The organism is Microbacterium sp. CPCC 204701 (genome assembly GCF_004010105.1).
Taxonomy (GTDB): Bacteria; Actinomycetota; Actinomycetes; order Actinomycetales; family Microbacteriaceae; genus Microbacterium.
Genome location: NZ_RRYE01000002.1, coordinates 45,522 through 66,494, shown reverse-complemented (window position 1 = coordinate 66,494; position 20,973 = coordinate 45,522). Strand labels below are relative to the sequence as shown.

Sequence of the window (20,973 nt, the reverse complement as noted above, 5' to 3'; positions counted from 1 at the left end):
CGGGCGCCCGTCCTCGACTCGCGAAAATTCGCGGTTTGACGCGGTTCTGTCGACGCTGCGGGGATGCCGTGCTTGTTTGGTCCTCCCTGCGGTGCGCAAAATCCCAGCGTAGCCAGGGGGACGAGCGTCGTCGGCCCCGGCCGCCGGCCACGCCGCAACGCCGCCAGTGAAACGGGAAGCGGACCCCGGAATTGTTAGCGACCGCGTCGGCGCTTATGGCCCTGGATCCTGGACCCTTTGCCGGAACGACGTCGGCGCTCGGCGCGCTTCTCCACTTCGTAGAGCACCACGCGCGCAACCACGACGTCCTGCCATGCCAAGCCTGTGGTCTTGACGACAACGCGAGACGGTAACCGCAGGTCGATATTGCCCCGCGCGATGTCAGCGATCTGGACGAGGTCGGCTGCATCCGTCGCGCCCGCCGCGATCGCCAGGATCACATCCCCCGCTTCACGAAGGGCGGTATCGCGGTCCTCGACGACGACCGTGGCTCCGTCGAAGACTCGCGCATCGAGCTCGCGCGCTCCAGCCTCGTGCGCTCCGACCGCCACGACGGTCGTCCGCGGCCCCAGCAGCATGCCGTCAAAGATGGGCGTGACCGAGGAAGTCGCGCAGGCGACCAGGTCCGCCGTCGCCAGCGCGTCGCGCTCCTCGGCGCTTCCAGGCCGGACGGTGACGGCGCCCTCGATCGTAACGTCGCGACGGGAGACGACCGACAGCGAAGACACGGCCACGATGTCGCGGATCGAGCGGACGAAGCTGCGTCCCTGCGGCCCCGTCCCGTACACGACCGCGGACACCGGACGACCCGGCGCGATCAAACGATCGCGCACGACGGCGAGAGGGACGGCGGGCGTGCGGAGAGTCGTCAGCGCCGCGCCGTCGAGGATCGCCCGCAGTGACATCGTCGTGGCGTCGAGGACCAGGTGCACGCCCTGCACCGCAGGCAGCCCGCGTCTGGGGTTCGAGCGCTGCAGAGAGAGGATCTTGATTCCGACGTCCGCCTCCGCGTGAGCCGGCATGAGGAAGACCTCGCCGGTGCCGAGGGAGTGCACGGTCCTGGCCGGCATCTCGGACAGTTCAGAGCGGGCCGCGCTCAGGATCGCATCCATCGCCGCCGAGGGGCGCACCGCCCGCGCGATGAGGTCGGCATCGATCGCGAGGGCGCCACCGAGGATGCGGGGCGCTGTCATCCCGATTCTCCCCACTCCGCCAACACCTCTGCAGTGTGCTCGCCGAGGTCGGGTGTCCGTCGTCTCGGTGCCGGCGCGACGCCGTCGATGACGAGGGGCGTCCGCAGATATCGGCGCGCAGATGCTCCGGCGATGCCGACGAAGAGGCCTCTGGCCTGGATGTGCGGATCGTCGGGCAGGTCGCCGGGAGCGTTGACCCGGGCGTGCGGGACGTCGTGGGCATCGAGCGTCTCGAGCCAGGTCGCGAGCGGGGCGCCTTCTATGGCCGAGGAGATCCGCGCGCGCAGGGCCTCGGCGTCGGCAAGGCGGGCGCGACCGTCGAGGTGTGCGACATCGCCCACCCCCGTCGCCTCGGCTAGTCTCCGCCAGAAGTGATCCTCATGGGCGACGGCGAGCGCGACCCGGCCCCCGTCGGACGTCCTGAACACGCCGTAACCCGGTTCCGCCTCGAGCGCGCCCTGCTCGGCACCGTTGACGACGGGGACGGCGCTCGTCGTCATCCACGAGACGAGCGCGTCGGTGATCGAAACGTCCACGACCGGCCCGCGGCCCGTCCGCTCCCGCTCGTAGAGACCGCCGACGGCGGCCACGGTAGCGTACATCGCGGCGGCGAGATCGCCGAGTGACAGCCCGCCAGGCTGGATGTGCGAGGCATCCACGCCGAGCGCGCCCGCGTGGGCCTGATACGACAGGTCGTGACCGGGACGGTCGCGATACGGCCCGTCCTGACCGAATCCCGAGATCGAGAGGTACACGGCACGCGGGTTGATGCGATGGACGTCGTCTGCGCCGACGCCGAGACGCGCGGCGACGCCGGGGCGGAAGCCCTCCAGCACCACATCGGCGGTGCGCGCGAGCTGCGCGAACGCCATCTTCCCCTCGGGCGTCTTCAGGTCGGCGGCCACCGACCTCTTGCCCCGATTCAGGGCGTCGAAGAACTCGGGAAAGCGACGAGACGGGTCACCTCCGGCGGTCCGCTCGAACAGGACGACGTCGGCACCCAGGTCGGCGAGGATCGAGGTCGCGAAGGGACCGGGGTACTGCTCGGCCATGCTCAGGACGCGCACGCTCTCGAGCATCACGGCCGGGCTTCGATGCTTCGCCGGGCCATCGAGGCGATCTGGTCGCCCAGCTGCTCGGGGGTCACCCATCCGGCCGGGTCGTACCAGTGATAGACCCAGTTGGTCATGCCGAACAGCAGCTTGATCGCGATGGCGGGCGTGAGCTCGGCCCGGATCGATCCGTCGTCGCGGCCGCGGTCGAACCGTTCGCGCAGCAGACGTTCGTACTCGTCTCGCGTCGCGACGATCTCGTCGTACAGCTCGGGCTTGAGGCGATGCGAGTCCCGCTCGTACACGAGCGCCTTGACCGCATTGCGTGCGTTGAACATCGCGTGGGTGCGCACGAAGTCCTCGACCGCGTCGAGTCCGCTGTCGTGCGTGCGATCGGATGCCGCGGCCAGCGCGACGCCGAAGGCCTCGGTCACATCCCGCACCACCGCCCACAGGAGGTCTTCCTTGCCGGTGACGTAGTGGTACAGGCTGGCCTTGTTGATCCCGAGGACATCGGCAACGTCCTGCACGCTCGTGCCGGTGTAGCCGTTGCGACGGAAGAGCTCCGCGGCGACGCGGAGGATCTCCGCATACCGCTCACCGGCTTGGTTGCCTCGCGGCGTGATGGTTGCCGACTGCATGCCGTGCCTCCTCGTGTCACCCTCACATCATGCCTCTGCCACCGTACCGGCGGTGAGGATTCTCAACCTACCATTCGTTTGGTAGGTTTTTTTTGTGAATCTCACACTCACCGATCAGCAGAGCGAATTCGACACGGAAGTCCGCGCCTGGCTCACCGCCCACGCCCCCACCGAGCCGCTGCCCGACGTCGACTCCGACGAAGGCTTCGAGGCCCATCGACTCTGGGAGAAGACGCTCGCGCAGGCGGGGCTGGCGGGGGTGGGCTGGCCCGCCGAGCACGGCGGTAGGGGGTACGGCCGGGAGCTCACGTGGGTGTTCTCGCGGGCCTACGCCGAGTCCGGCGCCCCGGAGCGCCTTAATCACGTCGGACTAAATCTCTCCGGGCCGACGATCATGGAGCGCGGGACCACCGAGCAGCAGACCCGGTGGCTCCCCGGCATCCTCGATGCCAGCGACATCTGGGCCCAGGCGCTGAGCGAGCCGGAGTCGGGCAGCGATCTGGCGTCGCTGCGCACCTCCGCTCGCCGCGACGGCGACGAGTTCGTCCTCCGCGGGTCAAAGATCTGGACCACCCTGGGCACGCGCGCCGACCGCATCTACACGCTCGCGCGCACGAGCGGCGAAGGTCCGGGGCCGGCGGGGCTCACGGTCTTTGCCGTCGACGCGCACGCGCCGGGCCTGGTGCGGCACGGCATCCGGCAAATGGACGGCCGGACGGACTTCGCAGAGCTCTTCTTCGACGACGTGCGGGTGTCGGCGGAAGACGTAATCGGGGCCGTCGACGACGGGTGGAGCGTCGTCATGACCACGCTCGGCTTCGAGCGCGGCAGTGTCACCAACTCGTCGGCCGGCCTGCGCCGCCGGTACGACGAGGTGGTCGCGATCGCCCGTGAGCGCGGCCGCGCAAACGACCCGGTGGTCCTCGATCGGCTCGCCCGGGCGTACGTCGACGTCGAGCTCTACCGCATCCAGTCCCTGCGTAACATCACCCTAGACTCGCAGGGCTCGCTCGCGTACGAGGAGAGCATGGCGAAGATCATCTGGTCCGAGACCGGCGCGGCCATGACGCGCCTCGGCGAAGAGATCCTTGGCCCCGCGGCGGGCGCGCGACGCGGAGCGGGCGCGGGCGACGACTGGAGTCGGCGAGCCTGGTACGTACGCGCCGGGGCGATCTACGGCGGCACCAACGAAGTGCAGCGCAACATCATCGCGGAACGGGCACTCGGTCTCCCGCGCGAGCCGAAGGGACGCCGATGATCTTCGATCTCTCCGAGGAGCAACGAGAATTCCGGGATGCCGTCGCCGGCCTCTGTGCCAGGTCCGCGCCGCCGGCGCGCGCGCTCGCGCACGCCGGCGGCGACGACGACCTCGCCGATGCCATCTGGGCAGAACTGGCAGAACTCGGCGTCATGGGGGCCGCGGTGCCCGAGGAGTTCGACGGCCTCGGGCTGCCTGCCGAGGTTCTCGCCCCGATCCTCGAGCTCGCCGGGAGACACGCCCTGGCGATCCCGCTGCTGGAGACGCTCGCGGTCGCGCTCCCGCTCCTCACCCTGACCTCCGACGAGGAGCTTCGCCGCACGTGGCTACCCGCGCTCGCCGCGGGCGAGCTGCGCGCGGCGGTGCAGTACGCGCCGGGAGATCCGGTCGCGTTCGGCGCGACGGCCGACCTCCTGCTGCTGCGCGAGCGTGGGTGCTGGTCGCTCGTGCCGGCCGCAGCGGTCGAAGCGGACGCTCTTGCGTCCATCGATCCCGCCCGGCCGCTCGCCAAGGTGCGCGTCGCCGACGTCGCGCGAGTCCCCATCCCTCTGTCGGACGACGCGAGGGATGCCGTCGAGTCCTCCATCGAGGTCGGCGTCGCCTCCGCGCTGGTCGGCGTGTCGGCGCGAATCCTCGAGATGACCGTCGAGCACGTCGCGCAGCGTCAGCAGTTCGGCCGGCCGATCGGCTCATTCCAGGCCGTCAAGCACAAGCTGGCCGACATCTGGATGGCCGTCGAAAGCGCGCGCTCCGCCTCGTGGTACGCCGCGCACCGGGCCTGCGTGCCCGACGGCGACGGCGAGCTACCGTCGGCCGTCGCCCGGGTGGCGGCGGTGCAGGCGGCCGACCTCGCCGGACAAGACGGCCTGCAGCTCCACGGCGCGATCGGCTTCACCTGGGAGTACCCGCTGCACCTCTGGCTGAAGCTGGCGCGATCGCTGGCGGTTGAATTCGGCGGCCCTGCGGCGAGCATCCAGCGCCTTCGGGCCGTCGCGGTTCCGGCTGTCTGAGCCGCATGTGACGTGACGGTTGACAACCACCCAACCGTTTGGTTGACTGACGTCCGTCACAAGGGAGTGCTCGAATGCTTGCAAGAGGCCTGCGGGAAACACAGCGGGAGCTGAACCGGCCGATGGTCGGAGTCTTCGTGATGGTGCCCCACGAGGCGAGCATGGAGATGGTCGCCGCCGCCGGCTATGAGTTCGCGATCCTCGACCTCGAGCACGGGGCGATGGGTATCACTGAAGCCGCGCGCATGATCGCCGCGGGCAACGGCCGCGGACTCCACGTGCTCGTCCGCGTGCCGCAGGCCGATCCGTGGATCGGGCAGGTGCTGGACGCGGGCGCAGACGGCGTGGTGGTGCCTTCGATCGACGGTGTCGAGCCGGCCCGCAAGATCGTCCGCCACGCGCGGTTCGCGCCGCGCGGCGATCGCGGCTTGAGCGCGTACGTCCGTGCAGCCGACTACTTCGCCACGCTCCGGACCGAGTTCGTCGCCCGCAGCAACGAGCGCGTGCTCGCGGCCGGCATGGTCGAGGGGCCGCATGGACTTGGCCAGTTCGACGCCATCGCCGCGGTCGACGGACTGGACGTCCTCTTCATCGGCCCGATGGACCTGTCGCTCGCGCTCGGCCACGGGGGGGACCCCGAGCACCCCGCGGTCGTCGAGACGGTCGTCCGCCTCCGCGAGCGCGTCTCCGAGCGCGGCCCGGCGATGGCGATCTGGGCCCCGGACGCGACCGCGGCGGCGCGATGGATCGATCTCGGCATCGAATTCGTCGCCGTCGGGACCGACGTCGGCCACATGCTCGCGGGGCTGCGCGCCCCCCTCGCCGCACTCGCTCGGCCTACGAGCTGACCACGCCCACCACGCATCACCCGATCGAGAGAAGGAAACCATGACGAAGATGTCACGCAGGGCACTGCCCGGGCTCAGCCTCGCCCTCGGCCTGTCGGCCGCACTCGCCCTGGCCGGCTGCGCCGGCGACGGAACCACCGGCGGGGACGGCGACGCCGACGGCAAGCCGGTCATCCGAATCGGCATGACCTCGACGCTCTCCGGCGCCGGCGCCGACTTCGGCAACAACCAGCAGGTCGGGGCGATGCAGGCGATCGACGACTACAACGCCGACCCGGATTCCGAGTTCACCGCCGAGCTGATCTCGTACGACGACAAGTTCGACCCCGAGCAGGTGGTCAACAACGTCACCCGTCTCATCAACTCCGACAAGGTGGTTGCGCTGACCGGAGGAACGTCGACCGGCGGCTGCCAGCGCATGGCGCCGCAGGTGAACCAGTTCCAGGTCCCCACGATCACCACGGTGTGCGGCGGCGGTGACATCACCGGCACCGTCGATGCGGCCGACGACTACATGTTCCGCGCCTCGATGTCCGACCGGTCGCAGTCGCGGTTCACGCTCAACTGGATCAAGGACCAGGGCTGGTCGAAGATCGCGATCATCCACAACAACGACGCCTACGGCACCTCGGGCGCCGACGCGGTCGAGGCCAACGCCGAAGACCTGGGCGGCATCGAGATCGTCTGCCGCGAGGGCTTCAACACCGGTGACACCGACCTCACCGCGCAGCTCAGCAAGTGCCGGGATGCGAACCCCGACGTGATCTACCAGCAGGCCCACGCCAACGACGTCTCGCTCATGCTGAAGTCGATGCAGCAGATCGGCTGGGACGAGCCGGTGGCGGGCCCGTGGAGCATCATGGGTCCGGAGTTCACCGAGACGGCCGGCGAGCTGGGAGTCGGCGCGTATGTGCCGAACGCCTTCACCGTCGACACGACCGACTTCTCCGCGGCGTTCGACGAGGCGATGCGCGCGGAGCACGGCGACAAGTACACGCTGCCCCCGGTGGCTGCGTTCTCGTACGACGCCGTGCGATCCATCCTGGCGGCCGCCGAGAAGGTCGACGGCGACGGCGTGCCCACCCCCCAGGACATCCAGAAGGCGCTCACCGAGCTCGAGGACGGTGACGTTCCCTACGTGACCTCCGCCAAGCCGTACACCGCCGACAACCACGAGGCGCTCGACGAGACGGCAATCTTCATGACGCAGTACGACGACGACCTCGTGCTCGTCCCGGTCGACTGACGAGGTTTCGGATGAACGTGCGACGACGAGTGAGAGGAGCATTCGGATGATCCAGGCGATCGTCTCCGGATTGGCGCTGGGCAGTATCTACGCCCTCGTCGCCATGGGGTTCTACGTCACCTACAAGGCGTCGACGACGATGAATTTCGGGCAGGGGGATGCCGTGGTCCTCGGCGGGATGTCTTTGGCCGGGATCGTCTCGGCGTGGCAGCTTCCGTACGGCCTCGCGGCGGTGCTCACGATCGTGATCCTCGCGATCTACGGCGCCCTCATCTATCTGGTCGGCATCCGTCCGCTGTCGGAGCTGGCCAGCATGCGGTGGATCATCACGACGCTGGGCCTGGGACTCATCACCGCCAACATCATGGCGGTGGTGTGGGGCGCGACCGTGCGTCCCGTGCCAACCCCGCTCGACCGCGAGCCCGTGAACATCTTCGGCGCCGGGATCTTCCCCGCGCAGCTGGTGGTCATTGCGGCGAGTGCGATCCTCACCATCGCACTGTCGCTCGGCGTGAACCGCACGCGGCTGGGCTATTCGTTCAAGACCGTCGCGTACTCGCACGACGTCGCACGGCTCCAGGGGATCAACGTCACCGTCATCATCTTCGGGGCGTTCGCGCTCTCGGGTGCGCTGGCGGGCCTGGCAGGCATCCTCGTCGGCCCGATCTCGAACATTGGCGCCTACCTCGGGCTGCCTCTAGCCATCAAGGGATTCGCGGCGGCGATCGTCGGCGGCCTGGAGAACCCGATCGGCGTGTACATCGGCGGCCTGCTGATCGGCCTCCTCGAGGCGGTCGCGCTGCGATTCACGTCGAACTTCGGCGACGTCGTGGTCTTCGCCGTCATGATCCTGGTGCTCGTGATTCGGCCGCAGGGTCTGCTGGCGCCGAGGAAGCTGAGGGTCGTATGACCGGCGTGATGCCCCTGCGGCTGCGGCATTCGGCGCAGCTGGGCGCGTTCATCCTCGGCGGAGTGGTCCTGGTCTTCCTCGCGCTCGTCCCGATCGTGATCGACACCTACTGGGTGCGGGTCATGACCAACGTGCTGTACCTGTCGATCGCGGTCGCGGGCCTCAACATCGCCTTCGGAGTCCTCGGCAAGACGTCGGTCGGCCACGGCGCCTTCATGGCTGTCGGCGCGTACACCGCTGCGATCATCGCGCGCGACTTCGGGCTGCCGTTCTGGCTTGCGATCCCGGCCGGCATCGCGACCGGCGCGCTCGCTGGAGTCGTGCTCGCGGCACCGGGCGTCCGCGCCGAGGGCAAGTACTTCACGATGCTCACCATCGCGTTCGGCAGCATCGTGTACGCAGTGGTGAGCCGGTGGACGGACTTCACCGGCGGACCGAGCGGCATCGCCGGGTTCGGATTCGCACCGAAGATCTTCGCCGACAACCCGATCTCGAACTACTACTACATCTGTCTCATCTTCGCCGTGATCGTCTGGCTGTTCTGCGGCCGGCTCATCATGACGCGGTGGGGCAAAAGCCTGGTTGGGGTGCGCACCGCGGAGCCCGCGATGAAGGCGCTCGGCATGAACACGGCGCTGTGGAAGATCGGTGCCATCGTGTTCTCCGCCGCGCTCGGCGGGCTCGGCGGCGTGCTCCAGGCCTACCAGGACGGCTACGTCCAGAGCGAGGTGTACAGCATCACGCTGTCGATCCTGCTGCTCGGGTCCGTGCTCGTCGGTGGCCGCGCGACTGCGGCGGGACCCGTGATCGGGGCGGCAGTGCTCGTGATCGGGCCGAGCCTGCTCGCCGATCTGAACGAGTACCAGTTCCTGATCTACGGCTCGATCCTCCTGGTCACCGGCCTCGTCGCCCCGAAGGGCATCATGGGATTCGTCAGCTGGGCGATGCGGCGGCGCGGCCGGCTCGTTGTCACGGGCGCGACCACGAGCGAGGCGGCCGATGTCGCACAGCGTCTCCCCTCGCTCGACGAGATCCACGAAGCGACGCGTCGCCGTCCGCGCACGCCGGCGACCGATCCGGTCCTGACCGTCACGGGGATCAGCAAGAGATTCGGCGGAGTGAAGGCTCTTGCGGACGTGTCGTTCGAGGTGCACCGGGGCGAGATCGTCGGCCTCATCGGCGGCAACGGATCGGGCAAGACGACGCTCGCGAACATCGTCTCCGGCCTGCTCAAGGGCGACAGCGGAACCGTCGTGCTCGACGGGACCGACGTCACGCGCATCGCGCCGAACCGCCGGCGCGGACTCGCCCGCACCTTCCAGCACGTTCAGCTCGCGCCCGAGCTCACCGCCCTCGACAACGTCGTGCTGGGCTTCCACCGCGACCGCGGCGCCACCCTGCTCGGCGAGATACTCGGCCTGCCCAGAGCACGCCGGGCCATGGCCGACCGGCGGAGTCGCGCGAGGGAGATCCTCGAGCTGCTCGGCGTGGGAGACGTCGCGGACACCGCGACCGGCGATCTGTCCTACGGCCATCAGCGGCTCATCGAGATGGGCCGGGCGATCGCGCAGCGACCGACCGTGCTGCTCTTCGACGAGCCCGCGGCCGGGATGGGCCGCGACGGGCTGCCGCTCATCGCGCGCGCCATCCAGGTGCTCGCATCGCAGGGCGTGACGGTCGTGCTCATCGAGCATCACGTCGACCTCGTGTTCGCCGTGTGCGAGCGGCTGATCGTCCTGAACGAAGGCCGCAAGATCGCCGACGGCGACACCGACACGGTCCGCGACGATCCCGCCGTCATCTCCGCCTACCTCGGCGGGCACATCGCGCCCGAGGATCGCGACAGCGAAGTGGAGGCAGCGCGATGATGCTCGAGATCCAGGGCCTGAGCGTCGCATATGGGCCGACCCTCGCGGTGAAGTCCGTGGACCTCGAGGTCCCGCGCGGCACGATTGTCTCGGTCATCGGGCACAACGGGGCTGGCAAGAGTTCCACGCTGCGCGCCGTGGCCGGTCTCGTGAAGCCGTCGGCGGGCGACATCCGCTTCGACGGCGCTCCGCTCAAAGGCGTTCCCGCGCATCGCCGACCCGAACTAGGGCTGGTGCTCGTTCCCGAGGGGCGGCAGCTCGTGCCCCAGCTCTCCGTGCAGGAAACGCTGACGGCGGCCGTCGGCTCGTCGAACGCCTCGCGCAGCGAGCGGGCGGGACTGCTCTCGAGGGAGTACGACCGGTTCCCGATCCTCGGCGAGAGGCACAAACAGCAGGCAGGCCAGCTCTCCGGCGGCGAGGCGCAGATGCTCGCGCTCTCCCGCGCGCTCATCAAGAATCCCACCCTCATCATGCTCGATGAGCCCTCGCTCGGACTCGCGCCTCAGGTCGTGGCACGGCTGGCTTCGGAGTTCCGGCGGCTGCGCGACGAGGGCATGACCGTGCTCCTGGTCGAGCAGCAGCCCGAGCTGGCGATCAGCGTCGCCGACACCGTCGTGGTCATCGAGCGCGGCGAGGTGACCCGCCGCGTGGACGGCGACGACGCCCGGCGCCTCGGGGTCGTCGAGCTGCTCGCACCCCAGGGCGGCGCCGCGCACCGCAGCACCTCCCCCGAGAACCCTGCCGAACCCCACACGAAAAAGGACCGATGACCTCCCAGACACTGCTCCGCGAATCGCTTACCCTCCCCGGGGGCGAGTTCGACATCTACGACCTGTCGCACCCCATGTCCGAGACGGATACCGGCCACACCGGCCATCAGCTCGGGATGGAGCACGGCAACTTCGACTACGACGGCACAGCCTGGATCCGCATGTCGATCCATAGTCACGCGGGCAGCCACATGGAGCTGCCGCGCAACCTTCGCGCCGACCTGGCGGACGCCATCGAGACGCCGCTGAGCACTGGGATCGGCTGGATGGAGATCCTCGACCTCAGTGACCTGCCACCCGAGCACGTGCTGACGGTCGAGGACCTCGAGCGAGCCGGCCTCGACCGCGTCAAGGACGGTGAGCTGGCGGGGATATTCTCGAACCCGGCCGCGACGAAGACGGCGGAGGCCGATCGGCGCATCCGGCTGAGCTCCTCCGCGATGCAGGCGATCGCCGACCGCGGGATTAGCGCGATCTGCATGGACAACGGGACGCTCGCCATCGAGGCCACGCCCGAGGAGTGCATCGCGATCCACAACATCTTCCTCGGACACGGCATACCGATCATCGAGAATCTGTACAGCCTCGGCGAAGTTCCCGCCTCGCGCGTGTTCTTCGTCGCCCTGGCCCTCCCCGTCCAGGGCTTGGACTCCTCGCCGGTGCGCGCGATTGCCCTCGTCCCGAAGACGGGAGAGCGGTGACGGCTCGACGGGTGGTCGTCCTCGGGGCGGCCGGGCGCCTGGGATCGGTGCTGCGAGCCGGGCTGGCCGACGAGTACTCCCTGATCTGCGCCGGTCGCGACTCGACCGCCGCCCGGCCCGGGGAGCAATGGGTCACCGTCGACGTCACCGACCTCGTTCAGGTGGAGGCCACCCTCGCGGGCGCGGAGGCGGTGGTGCATCTCGCGGGCATCTCGCAGGAGGGCGCCCCCGCCGACATCCAGCGCGTGAACATCGGAGGGACCGTCAACGTGCTCGAGGCCGCGCGGCGCGCCGGGGTACGCCGGGTGGTGCTGGCCGGATCGAACCACGCGGTGGGCGGATACGAGGCACACGCCGACGAGCTTCCGCCCACGCGGATGGTGTCGGAGGACGATCCGGTGTGGCCGGACAGCTTCTACGGAGCGGCCAAGGCGCACGACGAAGCCGTCGGCCGCTGGTACGCCGAGCGCGACGAGCGCGGCCCGAGCGTCGTGTGCCTGCGCATCGGCACCTGCGGCTTCGACGCCGACGAGAACGCGATGCGCAACGCTCGCATGCGCTCCACCTGGCTGAGCGAACGCGACTTCGTGTCGTTCGTCCGGGCGTCGATCGAGGCATCCGTGCGGTTCGGCATCTACTTCGCGGTCTCCGACAACGACCGCCGGTTCTGGTCGCTCGAACGAGGACAGGCCGAGCTCGGCATCCGTCCCCTCGATCGGGCGGAGGACCTCCGTCCCGCCGGTGAGTGGGACCGATACGACTACCGGCTGCCCGACTGGGTCAGCTGATCCCCGAGGAGGAACAGACATGAACGAACTGCAGCTCGCCGTTGAGCGGCTCCACGACGGCGCGCGCGGGATCATCCGCGAGACCCTGTCGGGTCCCGGCATCCCGAGCCTCGACACCGATACCGGCCGGTATCGCGTGCGTCCCGACTACACACCCAACGAGTGGAAGCACTTCCAGTGGACCGGCTTCCTGACCGGGAAGCTGTGGCTGCTGTCGGAACTCACCGGCGACGCCGCGCTCGCCGACGGGGCGGCCGAGATCTGCCGCCGCATCGAGCCGGTGCTCTCGTCGGGACCGGTCACGAACGAGAACGCCGGATTCGACATCTTCTACACCTTCAGCATCGGCTACAACATCACCGGAGACGAGTGGTACCGGCAGGCCGCGATGCGCGCGCTCGACCACTACCGCACGATGTACCGCCCCGAACTCGGCGTCTTCCTCTGCGACGCGGACGTGTCGGAGATGGTGATCGACACGTCCGGTCCGCTCATGGAATTCTTCTGGGCGCGCGGGTGGGATGCCGACCTAGGACGTGTGCTCAAGGATCACATGGATCGCACGCTCGAACTGGGCTTGGTCAAGGACGATGGATCCACGATGCAGGGGCTCGAGTTCGACCTGCACACCGGCGATGTGGAACGCTACTGGGCGCGCCAGAGCGCCACCGGCTCGTCCCACTGGACGCGGGCGCAGGGCTGGGCGATGTGCAACTACATGAACGGATACGAGGCGACGGGCGACCCCGTGCATCTGGAGACGGTCCTGAACACGGCGCGTTGGTTCGTGGACCACACCCCGCACGACACCTGGGTCAACGCCTACGACTTCGATGACGAGCGCGACGACGCCCCGCGGGACACGTGCACGTCGCTCATGGCGGCGAGCACGTTCCTGCGGCTCGGTCGCACCGAGGTGGCGGACGCGGCGGAGTGGTCGGCGCGCGGGCGGGAGATCCTCGAGGTCGTCTGCCGCGATCACATGACCTACGGCGGCGTCGTGCTGCACGGCTCGTGGGGCAACGTGCGGGCGAGCCGCGGGATCGGGCGCTTCCCGCTCGAGGACGTCATGCCGTACGGCAACTACTGGGTCGTCGAGGGCCTCTACCGGGCACTGCGCGACGACTGGAGCGCGCTCACGCTCACGCCCGCCGCGGAGCGCGCGGCCGCACCGGCATGAGCGGCGTGCTGGTCTCCGCCGGCGAACTCGAGCAGTTCGTCATCGAGGTGCTCACCGGGGCAGGCGTGCCCGGCGACGACGCGGCGACGACGGCGCGCCTGCTGGTGGCCGCCGACGCGCGGGGCGTGTCCACGCACGGCGTCATCCGTCTCATCCCGTATCACCAGCGGCTCGTCGGGGGAGTCGTCAGACCCGATCCGACGCTGGCGACGATCGCGGATTCGGGCGGTTTCGTGCTGCTGGACGGCGACGACGGTCTCGGTCAGGTGAGCGGCACGAGGGCCGCGGCGCTCGCGTCCGACCGAGCGCGGCAGCAGGGCATCGCCGCGGTCGGGGTGCGCAACTCGCATCACATCGGGATGCTCGGGCTCTACGTGGAGCAGATCGCCCGCGCCGGCCAGATCGGCGTCGTGATGAGCAACACGGCCCCCCTCATGGCGCCGACCGGCAGCGCGGAGCGCATCCTCGGCAACAACCCGCTCGCGATCGGCGTGCCGCGGGCCGCTGGAGGTGACCCCGTCGTCGTGGATCTGGCGCTGTCGCCGACCTCGTTCGGGAAGGTGCAGGAGTACGCGCGACGCGGTGAGCCGCTGCCGCCGGGGCAGGTGATCGACGTCGACGGCAATTGGATCACCGACGCCCAGGTGGCGACGAAGACCGGCACGATGGTGCCGATCGCGGGTCATAAGGGTTACGGACTCGCGCTGGCGGTGGAGCTGCTCGCGGGCGCGCTGACGGGATCGGGAACGCTCGACCGCGTCAGCTCGCTGTTCCGCGAGCCGATGCTCCCTATGGCGGCGGGACACCTCACGATCGTGATCGATCCAGACGCCGCCACAGGCGACGCAGCCGCGTTCCTCGCGGCCGTCGAGCGCGTGTGCGAGGTCATCCTCGCCGCCCAGCCGCTTCCGAACGTGGACGGCATTTTGCTTCCCGGGATGCCCGAGCAGCGCTCTCGCGAGCGCGCCGAGGCAGTTGGCATCCTTCTCGCCGAGAACGTGGTGGCCGAGCTCACCCGCTTCGCCGAGACGGCCGGGGTCGCTCTCCCGTCGATGGAGCCGGCGTGACTCTGCTGCCCACCGTCTCGTTCCGCGACCGTCGCGGCCGGCTGATCCGGGCCGTCCGCGAGCGCATCGCCGGCGGCGGCATCCTGCGCGGGTGCTTCATCGGTTTCACCGATCCTCGGATTATCGACGTCTGGGCATCCGCGGGCATCGACCTCGTCGCCCTCGACCTCGAGCACGGTGCGCACACCACCGAGTCGGCGGACGAGATCATCGCGGCGGCCGTGGATGCGGGCGTGCTGCCGCTGGTGCGAGTGTCTGCGACCGACACGCAGCTCGCTCTGCGCGCCCTCGACTCGGGTGCTGCCGGGGTCATGGTCGCCGACGTGCGCACCGCAACGCAGGTGCGCGAATGGCGGACGCGGATCGAGTATCCGCCGGCGGGCACACGCGGCGTATCATCGACGCGGGCCCTGGACTGGGGACTACCGCTCCTGACCACCGACGGTGCGTCGTCGCCGCTGCTCGTGCCGATGCTCGAGACCCTCGAGGCATCGGAGGGGGTGAGGGAGCTGGTGGCGGCGCCTGGCGCGGACTGGTGGCACATCGGCCGCACCGACCTGACGGCGGACCTCACCGTGTACGCCGACGCGCCACCGGTCGGACGGGTCGTCGATGCGATCCACGCCGAGGCCCAGGCGGTGGGCATGCCGCTCGGCGAGAACGGCTCGCTCACCGACGCCGCGGGCGCGGCGCGGGCGCGGGTGGTCATGGTGACGGATCGGCAGCTGACCTTCGCGGCCGGGAGCGGATTCGCCGATGGCCCACGCTGAGACTCCCATCGACTGGTACCCGGGGCCGGTCATCGATGCGCACTGCCATCTCTTCCCCGACCTGACGTTCGTCGGCGCGGATCCCGAGCGGTATCTGGCCGATGCGCCCGTCGACGCGCTCGTCGATGCGGGAACGTTCGGGCCGGATACCTTCGCGGGGTTCGCGGCGGCGGTCGCCCGTCGCGGCCGCGAGCGACCGGCGATCCGGTGCCTGCTCAACGTCGCACGCCGCGGCTTCGTCGAGATCCCGGAGATACGCCGGCCCGACGACTTCGCCCCGGAGGATGCCGCGGCGCTCGCCGCGGAGTCGGCACTCGGCGTCGGTCTGAAAGTGCGCATCACCCGGGCATCCTGGGATGTCGTCGGCAGCGCCCTCATCGAACGCACGACCGCCGCGGCCCGCGCGGCAAACATCCCGGTCGTGGTTCACGTGGGGGAGCAGTCTCCCGACCGCCCGAAGGAGATCCCGCCGGAGGTGTTCGTTCCCTTCCTGCGCGCCGGCGACGTCGTGACGCACCTCTACAGCGCCAAGCCGGGTGCGGTCTTCGGCAGCGCGAGATCGATCGACGCGGCCGGGGAGGCGCGCGACCGCGGCGTGCTGTTCGACCTCGGCCACGGTGCCCACAACTTCGACATCCGCGTCGCGCGGCGCGCGATCCGGCTGGGCTTCGCCCCCGACCTCATCACGAGTGACGTCACCGCCCAAACGCTGGGCTCCCTCGACCTGGGTCGATCGATCGAGACGGCGGTGGCGGCCGGGATGCCGGTGCGCGACGCCGTCGCCGCGGCGACCGCGAACGCGGTGGCGTGGCTGGGGGACAGCATCCCGAAAGACTCCGGCTCGCGCATCGGCATCGAGCACCGGCGACGGATGCGGCGGGACTCCCAGGGCATGCTCTTCACCACCCCCGTGCGCGTGCACATCGAGGCGGGTGCAAGATGATCACCATGAATCTCGGCGCGACGTTGCTCGACTTCGATACGGACCAGGGAGCGCGGAACGCTCTGCTCTCCACACACCGGTCGCTCACGTTCGACGAGTTGAGGAAACGCGCGCACTCGGGCGCGGCCGCCCTCGTCGCGCTCGGTCTCGGATCCGGTGATCGTGTCGCCATCTGGAGCTGGAACCGGGTGGAGTACGTCGAGGCGCTGCTCGCCTGCTTCCTCGCCGGCATCGCCGTCGTGCCGCTGAACCGTCGGCTGCACCCGACGGAGGTCGACACCCTGCTCGCGGCGAGCGGGAGCCGCGCGCTGCTCCACGACGCCGAGTCCGGCGAGCTCGAGATGCTGCACACGGCGGCGTCACTGGTCGGTATACCGCTCGACTCCGCCGACCCGGCGGGCTGGAACGGTCTCGTCGATGCGACGCCGCCGTTGCGTCGCGCGGCCGACGTCGTCGGCGACCACCCCGCGTGGATCTTCCACTCCTCCGGGACGAGCGGCGTGCCGAAGGGCGCGGTCCACACACACGCGTCGGTCGTGAACGGCCTGGTGACCGCGCGTGCCGCGGGCATCGCCTTCCTTCCCACGGATCGGCTGATCCTGGTCTCGCCGCTCTCGCACGGCAGCGGGTTCATGGCGATGCTGGCGCTCACGGCGGGCGCGTGTCAGCTCGTCTACGACTCGCCGCGGTTCGATGGGGAGCGCGTTATGGAGGTGATGCGCGAGCACGACATCAACGGCGTCACCTATCTCGTGCCGACCCAGCTGGAGCGCCTCGTCGAAGCCGTCGCCGACCGCGAGGCCATGGACCTGCGCGTGGTCGTCTACGGCAGCGCCTCCATCGGCGTTGCGGCCCTGGAGCGCGCGGTCGAGGTGTTCGGCGCGGGACTCGTTCAGATCTACGGACAGGCCGAGGCGCCGCCGGTGATCTCCCTGCTCGATGGGCCGTCGCACGTGGAGTTCGCCCGCACGGGCGATCCCCGGCTGCTGTCGGCTGGGCGGTTCGCGCCGGGCGCGCAAGTGCGCCTGGCCCCCGTGGCGCATGGCGGCGGCGACGGGGCGGGGGAGATCCAGCTCCGCGCGACGTTCACCGCGGCCCGGTACTTCGGCGCAGCCGCGCCGGACTTCCCCATGACGGAGGACGGTTGGCTGCGCACCGGCGACGTGGCGAGGGTCAGCGACGACGGATACGTCTTCCTGGTCGATCGCGTCCGCGACATCATCGTGACCGGTGGCACGAACGTCTACGCCGCCGAGGTAGAGCGCGTGCTGCTCGCGCATCCGGCGATCCGCGAGGTGGCTGTGGTCGGCGCGCCGGACGAGCGCTGGGGCGAGCGGGTGCACGCGGTGATCGTTCCCGCGGCGGAGCGGCCCGAGCCCGACGAGCTGTCCGCTTTCGTGCGCACACGCCTCGCGGGCTTCAAGGCGCCCAAGACATACGCATTCGTCCAGGAACTCCCGCGCAACTCCGCCGGGAAGGTGCTCAAGCGTGTGCTGCGAGACATGGTGGGAGAACAATGACAGCCGATCATCCGATGGGGAACGGACTCCCCCTCGACGGCATCCGTGTGATCGACTTCACACAAGTCGAGTTCGGTCCGTGCGGCACGCAGGTGCTCGCCGACTTCGGCGCCGAGGTCATCAAGATCGAGGCGCCACGCGGCGATCATTCCCGGCACCTCGATCCCGATGCCGACTCGATCGACGACTCGTCGTACTACCAGAGCCTCAACCGCAACAAGTCCTCGATCGTCCTCGACCTCAAGGACCCTGCGGGCAACGCGACCGTGCGCGAACTAATAAGGAGTGCCGACCTGGTGGTGCACAACGCGCGCCCCGGGGCCATGGAACGGCTCGGCCTGGGGTACGAGCAGTTGTCGCAGGAGCATCCATCCCTCATCTACGTCTCGGGATCGGGCTTCGGGCAGACGGGGCCGTGGGCGGACCGCAAGGGCCAGGACTTCCTCGCGCAGTCGCTGTCGGGGGCAGCGCACCTCAACATGGGCGACGACGGGCGGCCACGGCTCTACCCCATCGCGATCGCCGACTACACCGCGGGGATGATCCTCGCGCAGGGGGCCCTGCTCGCGATCGTCGAGCGAGCGCGCTCGGGGCAGGGGCAGCTCGTCACCGTCAATCTTTTCGACGCGATGGTGGCCATGCAGTTGCAGGAGCTGACGCTGTACCGCCGACGCGGACGGGTCGCGAACACGCTGAAGGACTTCCTCGTCGGAGTGTTCCAGACCAGCGACGGCTTCGTCACCATCGCCGGGTTCTTCCGCCCCGATCCGCTGTCGGCGATCGGCGAGGCGCTCGAACTGGATGCCGACGACATGGCCCGGCTGCGCGAGCTCGAGGTGAGCGGTCGCGGGAATGCGGAGCTGCTCAGCGAGCTGGACGCGGCGTGCCGGAGGTTCCCGACGCAAACGCTGGTCGACAGGCTCGTCGAGCGCGACGTCCTGGTCGCCCCGGTCCTCGACTACGACGGCCTCCTCGCCCACCCGCAGTTTCGTGAGAACGGCATGGCGATCGAGGTGACGTCGGGCGGGCGTCCGGTGCCCACGATCGGCAACGCCATTCGCATGAGCCGCACCCCGTACCGCGCGTCCGCAGGCGCGCCGGCCCTGGGGGCGGATCGTCCGTGACCGCCGCAGCGCCCGAAGGGCTCACCGACTTCGCCGTCGAGCTGAACGACGGCATCGTGCACGCGAAGCTCGTGCGCCCGGCCGCCCGCAACGCGATCCGCTCGGCGACGCTCGACGACCTCGAATCGCTGCTCGGCTGGCTCGAGGGTGCCGAGGCGCGCGCCCTCGTGCTCTCGGGCGACGGCGGCGTGTTCTCCGCCGGTGCAGATCTCAAGGAGATGGATGCCGCGAGCCCCGACCGGCTCCGGTCGTTCGTCGCTCGCGGCGCCGACCTCTTCCGCGCCCTGTCCGAGCTGGGGATCCCGACCGCTGCAGTCATCGAGGGCGTGGCCGTCGGGGGAGGCCTCGAGCTGGCGCTCGCCTGCGACGAACGGCACGCGGTGGCCGGGTCGCGGGTGGGACTGCCGGAGGTGACGCTCGGTCACCTTCCCGGCTGGGGTGCCGTGGAGCGCGTTCCCGGCCTCGCCGGAACCGACGCGGCGATCGAGGTGCTCGCGACCGGGCGGATCGTCGACGCCGAGCGAGCCGTGGGACTCGGCCTCGTGACGGCCGTGCATCCCGACCGGGCCACGGCGTTGGACGTCGCCGCCCAGCGCGCCGCTGCGCGCCCGCGGGGGCCCCACATCGCGGTGATCAAACGGGCGATGGCCCGCCGTGTGTTCGGAAACGGGGACGCGAGCCGGATCGTGCTCGACGGTGTGATCGACGGGATGCTCCGGTCGCGGACGCTCTCGAGGGAAGGAGTGCGATGAAGGTCGGGATGAGGACGACGTACCGGCGCCGCCTGGAGCAGGTCGACATCGACGGGTTCGCGGACCTGAGCGGTGACACGAACCGCAACCACGTCGATCCCGAGTACATGAGGACCACCCCGTACGGCGGCACTATCGCGCATGGCGCGTTAATGGTCGCGTTCATGACCGGTGCAGCGCATCAGCTGCTTGAAAGGAACTCCGGTGAGATCGCGCTCGCCGACCTCATCATCGTCTCGTATGGATACGACCGTGTGCGGTTCGTCCGTGCTGCTCGGCCGGGCGACGACCTCAGCATCTCCTACGAGGTCGTGGAGATCGACGAGGACGATCACAGAGCGGTGGCCGACGTTCGGGTGACTAATCAGCGCGACGAGGTGGTCGCCGTCGCGAGACACATCTCGAAGCTGTCACCACGAGCTGAGGCTCATCCCGTTTCGGAAAGCGATGCAGTTCGCTCACGGATCCGTGGCGACGATGACTGATCGTTCCGACGCCGCCGTCACTTACTCGCTCGGGGAAACGGCCCAGACGACGCGAATCTTCTCAGCGCATGCGAACAGCGAGGGCAGGGCGATAGTCGACGCCGTTCTTCAGCTTGCCGCCAGTGGCTCCGGTTCGTTCATCTCGGAGATCGCAGGAGCGACGCACTTGTCACGCTTCTCCGCGTCTCGACACCTCGCAGTCCGCCGCGGCGCGGGGATCCTCAGCGCCGAGCGGAGCCGCAGCGGCTTTCGACACCGTGTGAACGTTGCTGCGCTGACGGTGATCGAGGACTGGGCGTACTCCAGGGCTACTCGCGTTGGGTCGACGTGCCTGGCTGGCGCGGTCGAGGAAGCCGGGTTCTGAATGAATCGGCCCCGGGGGTGGATATGACCGAGGAACTACGATCGACCCCACGGCGCTCTCGGCGGCCAACCCTCCGACGAACGCTTCATGAAGAAGCAGCAGCCCCGCTGTCATAGGCCTCCGTCACTTGCACAACATCTCTGCAGACGCCGCGCCCACGGCGTGCCCACGTTCGAGACGGATCGGGCCCGAACGAGAAGGATCGCGAGCGACTCGGATGTGGCCAAACCTGCGGAATTCCGTGGCTCGACGACCCGAACGGGTCTATACGGATCGAATCTCTTTGGGTTCAAATCCCACCGTCACCGCCATTTTTCCCAGATCGGCGCCCGCTTTTGCGGGCGCTGATCTGCGTTTCGGGCAGGATTTGAGCAAGATCTTATGCTCAGATCTTGGTCACAAAGCCTGAGGTAAGCGCTCGTCGATGTGCAGAATTCGCGGATCACGCGGCTCGTTGGTGAAAATAGATGTGACACGCTGGTA

Annotated in this window: 21 protein-coding genes; 18 read left to right on the top strand and 3 right to left on the bottom strand. The window is 69.4% G+C overall.

Annotation, left to right across the window (positions count from 1 at the left end):
- Nucleotides 1–194 precede the first annotated feature (194 nt).
- The 3 genes from EIO58_RS00655 to EIO58_RS00645 are packed head-to-tail and all read right to left on the bottom strand — an operon-like array spanning nucleotide 195 to nucleotide 2,886.
- On the bottom strand, nucleotides 195–1,193 hold the full coding sequence (locus EIO58_RS00655; RefSeq protein WP_127817766.1) for an ornithine cyclodeaminase family protein: 999 nt from the start codon (nucleotides 1,191–1,193) through the stop codon (nucleotides 195–197).
- Nucleotides 1,190–2,272 carry a CaiB/BaiF CoA transferase family protein gene (locus EIO58_RS00650; protein ID WP_240658507.1) on the bottom strand — a complete coding sequence of 361 codons (1,083 nt, stop codon included), beginning with the start codon at nucleotides 2,270–2,272 and terminating at the stop codon, nucleotides 1,190–1,192. Before EIO58_RS00650 ends, EIO58_RS00655 begins: the two co-directional genes overlap by 4 nt.
- Nucleotides 2,272–2,886: a TetR/AcrR family transcriptional regulator gene (locus tag EIO58_RS00645; protein WP_127817764.1), complete on the bottom strand. Its 615-nt coding sequence runs from the start codon at nucleotides 2,884–2,886 to the stop codon at nucleotides 2,272–2,274. The genes EIO58_RS00650 and EIO58_RS00645 overlap by 1 nt, the downstream gene beginning before the upstream one ends.
- Nucleotides 2,887–2,980: 94 nt before the next feature.
- Here EIO58_RS00645 and EIO58_RS00640 point away from each other — a divergent pair, with 94 nt between their 5' ends.
- The 18 genes from EIO58_RS00640 to EIO58_RS00555 all read left to right on the top strand — a co-directional run bounded on the left by EIO58_RS00640 (nucleotide 2,981) and on the right by EIO58_RS00555 (nucleotide 20,490).
- Entirely contained in the window at nucleotides 2,981–4,144 is a 1,164-nt protein-coding gene (locus tag EIO58_RS00640) for an acyl-CoA dehydrogenase family protein (RefSeq protein ID WP_127817763.1), read from the top strand.
- The gene (locus EIO58_RS00635) at nucleotides 4,141–5,154 is read left to right on the top strand and encodes an acyl-CoA dehydrogenase family protein (RefSeq protein ID WP_127817762.1); all 1,014 of its coding nucleotides are present in this window, start codon (nucleotides 4,141–4,143) and stop codon (nucleotides 5,152–5,154) included. Before EIO58_RS00640 ends, EIO58_RS00635 begins: the two co-directional genes overlap by 4 nt.
- A 140-nt stretch (nucleotides 5,155–5,294) precedes the next feature.
- Entirely contained in the window at nucleotides 5,295–6,002 is a 708-nt protein-coding gene (locus tag EIO58_RS00630; protein ID WP_240658506.1) for an HpcH/HpaI aldolase family protein, read from the top strand.
- A 40-nt stretch (nucleotides 6,003–6,042) separates the two neighbouring features.
- Nucleotides 6,043–7,248 carry an ABC transporter substrate-binding protein gene (locus EIO58_RS00625; RefSeq protein WP_127817760.1) on the top strand — a complete coding sequence of 402 codons (1,206 nt, stop codon included), beginning with the start codon at nucleotides 6,043–6,045 and terminating at the stop codon, nucleotides 7,246–7,248.
- Nucleotides 7,249–7,294: 46 nt separating this feature from the next.
- The gene (locus EIO58_RS00620) at nucleotides 7,295–8,158 is read left to right on the top strand and encodes a branched-chain amino acid ABC transporter permease (protein WP_127817759.1); all 864 of its coding nucleotides are present in this window, start codon (nucleotides 7,295–7,297) and stop codon (nucleotides 8,156–8,158) included.
- On the top strand, nucleotides 8,155–10,026 hold the full coding sequence (locus tag EIO58_RS00615; RefSeq protein ID WP_127817758.1) for a branched-chain amino acid ABC transporter ATP-binding protein/permease: 1,872 nt from the start codon (nucleotides 8,155–8,157) through the stop codon (nucleotides 10,024–10,026). Before EIO58_RS00620 ends, EIO58_RS00615 begins: the two co-directional genes overlap by 4 nt.
- Nucleotides 10,023–10,796 carry an ABC transporter ATP-binding protein gene (locus EIO58_RS00610; protein ID WP_127817757.1) on the top strand — a complete coding sequence of 258 codons (774 nt, stop codon included), beginning with the start codon at nucleotides 10,023–10,025 and terminating at the stop codon, nucleotides 10,794–10,796. The genes EIO58_RS00615 and EIO58_RS00610 overlap by 4 nt, the downstream gene beginning before the upstream one ends.
- Nucleotides 10,793–11,497, top strand: coding sequence for a cyclase family protein (locus EIO58_RS00605; protein WP_127817756.1), 705 nt, complete (start codon nucleotides 10,793–10,795; stop codon nucleotides 11,495–11,497). Before EIO58_RS00610 ends, EIO58_RS00605 begins: the two co-directional genes overlap by 4 nt.
- Nucleotides 11,494–12,285 (top strand): NAD-dependent epimerase/dehydratase family protein, encoded by a 792-nt coding sequence (locus EIO58_RS00600; protein ID WP_164861446.1) that lies wholly within the window; start codon nucleotides 11,494–11,496, stop codon nucleotides 12,283–12,285. The genes EIO58_RS00605 and EIO58_RS00600 overlap by 4 nt, the downstream gene beginning before the upstream one ends.
- A gap of 19 nt (nucleotides 12,286–12,304) precedes the next feature.
- Nucleotides 12,305–13,465 (top strand): hypothetical protein, encoded by a 1,161-nt coding sequence (locus EIO58_RS00595; protein WP_127817754.1) that lies wholly within the window; start codon nucleotides 12,305–12,307, stop codon nucleotides 13,463–13,465.
- A 5-nt stretch (nucleotides 13,466–13,470) separates the two neighbouring features.
- Nucleotides 13,471–14,532, top strand: a complete 1,062-nt coding sequence (locus EIO58_RS00590; protein ID WP_164861445.1) for an Ldh family oxidoreductase — start codon at nucleotides 13,471–13,473, stop codon at nucleotides 14,530–14,532.
- Entirely contained in the window at nucleotides 14,529–15,302 is a 774-nt protein-coding gene (locus EIO58_RS00585) for an aldolase/citrate lyase family protein (RefSeq protein ID WP_127817752.1), read from the top strand. The genes EIO58_RS00590 and EIO58_RS00585 overlap by 4 nt, the downstream gene beginning before the upstream one ends.
- Nucleotides 15,289–16,245 carry a hypothetical protein gene (locus EIO58_RS00580; RefSeq protein WP_127817751.1) on the top strand — a complete coding sequence of 319 codons (957 nt, stop codon included), beginning with the start codon at nucleotides 15,289–15,291 and terminating at the stop codon, nucleotides 16,243–16,245. Before EIO58_RS00585 ends, EIO58_RS00580 begins: the two co-directional genes overlap by 14 nt.
- A complete protein-coding gene (locus EIO58_RS00575; protein ID WP_127817750.1) occupies nucleotides 16,242–17,765 on the top strand; it encodes a class I adenylate-forming enzyme family protein in 1,524 nt (507 codons plus the stop codon). Before EIO58_RS00580 ends, EIO58_RS00575 begins: the two co-directional genes overlap by 4 nt.
- Nucleotides 17,762–18,889, top strand: a complete 1,128-nt coding sequence (locus EIO58_RS00570) for a CaiB/BaiF CoA transferase family protein (RefSeq protein ID WP_127817749.1) — start codon at nucleotides 17,762–17,764, stop codon at nucleotides 18,887–18,889. Before EIO58_RS00575 ends, EIO58_RS00570 begins: the two co-directional genes overlap by 4 nt.
- Nucleotides 18,886–19,641 carry an enoyl-CoA hydratase/isomerase family protein gene (locus EIO58_RS00565; protein WP_127817748.1) on the top strand — a complete coding sequence of 252 codons (756 nt, stop codon included), beginning with the start codon at nucleotides 18,886–18,888 and terminating at the stop codon, nucleotides 19,639–19,641. Before EIO58_RS00570 ends, EIO58_RS00565 begins: the two co-directional genes overlap by 4 nt.
- Nucleotides 19,638–20,126 (top strand): MaoC family dehydratase, encoded by a 489-nt coding sequence (locus EIO58_RS00560; RefSeq protein WP_127817747.1) that lies wholly within the window; start codon nucleotides 19,638–19,640, stop codon nucleotides 20,124–20,126. Before EIO58_RS00565 ends, EIO58_RS00560 begins: the two co-directional genes overlap by 4 nt.
- Entirely contained in the window at nucleotides 20,119–20,490 is a 372-nt protein-coding gene (locus EIO58_RS00555; protein ID WP_127817746.1) for a hypothetical protein, read from the top strand. The genes EIO58_RS00560 and EIO58_RS00555 overlap by 8 nt, the downstream gene beginning before the upstream one ends.
- Nucleotides 20,491–20,973 lie beyond the last annotated feature (483 nt).

Excerpts from the sequence above, each read along its gene's own strand:
- EIO58_RS00555 (WP_127817746.1), top strand. The coding sequence starts at position 20,119 with ATGACTGATCGTTCCGACGCCGCCGTCACTTACTCGCTCGGGGAAACG.
- EIO58_RS00610 (WP_127817757.1), top strand. The coding sequence starts at position 10,023 with ATGATGCTCGAGATCCAGGGCCTGAGCGTCGCATATGGGCCGACCCTC.
- EIO58_RS00620 (WP_127817759.1), top strand. The coding sequence starts at position 7,295 with ATGATCCAGGCGATCGTCTCCGGATTGGCGCTGGGCAGTATCTACGCC.
- EIO58_RS00625 (WP_127817760.1), top strand. The coding sequence starts at position 6,043 with ATGACGAAGATGTCACGCAGGGCACTGCCCGGGCTCAGCCTCGCCCTC.
- EIO58_RS00580 (WP_127817751.1), top strand. The coding sequence starts at position 15,289 with ATGGCCCACGCTGAGACTCCCATCGACTGGTACCCGGGGCCGGTCATC.
- EIO58_RS00575 (WP_127817750.1), top strand. The coding sequence starts at position 16,242 with ATGATCACCATGAATCTCGGCGCGACGTTGCTCGACTTCGATACGGAC.
- EIO58_RS00560 (WP_127817747.1), top strand. The coding sequence starts at position 19,638 with ATGAAGGTCGGGATGAGGACGACGTACCGGCGCCGCCTGGAGCAGGTC.
- EIO58_RS00655 (WP_127817766.1), bottom strand. The coding sequence starts at position 1,193 with ATGACAGCGCCCCGCATCCTCGGTGGCGCCCTCGCGATCGATGCCGAC.
- EIO58_RS00645 (WP_127817764.1), bottom strand. The coding sequence starts at position 2,886 with ATGCAGTCGGCAACCATCACGCCGCGAGGCAACCAAGCCGGTGAGCGG.
- EIO58_RS00630 (WP_240658506.1), top strand. The coding sequence starts at position 5,295 with ATGGTGCCCCACGAGGCGAGCATGGAGATGGTCGCCGCCGCCGGCTAT.
- EIO58_RS00650 (WP_240658507.1), bottom strand. The coding sequence starts at position 2,272 with ATGCTCGAGAGCGTGCGCGTCCTGAGCATGGCCGAGCAGTACCCCGGT.
- EIO58_RS00570 (WP_127817749.1), top strand. The coding sequence starts at position 17,762 with ATGACAGCCGATCATCCGATGGGGAACGGACTCCCCCTCGACGGCATC.
- EIO58_RS00635 (WP_127817762.1), top strand. The coding sequence starts at position 4,141 with ATGATCTTCGATCTCTCCGAGGAGCAACGAGAATTCCGGGATGCCGTC.
- EIO58_RS00595 (WP_127817754.1), top strand. The coding sequence starts at position 12,305 with ATGAACGAACTGCAGCTCGCCGTTGAGCGGCTCCACGACGGCGCGCGC.
- EIO58_RS00605 (WP_127817756.1), top strand. The coding sequence starts at position 10,793 with ATGACCTCCCAGACACTGCTCCGCGAATCGCTTACCCTCCCCGGGGGC.
- EIO58_RS00615 (WP_127817758.1), top strand. The coding sequence starts at position 8,155 with ATGACCGGCGTGATGCCCCTGCGGCTGCGGCATTCGGCGCAGCTGGGC.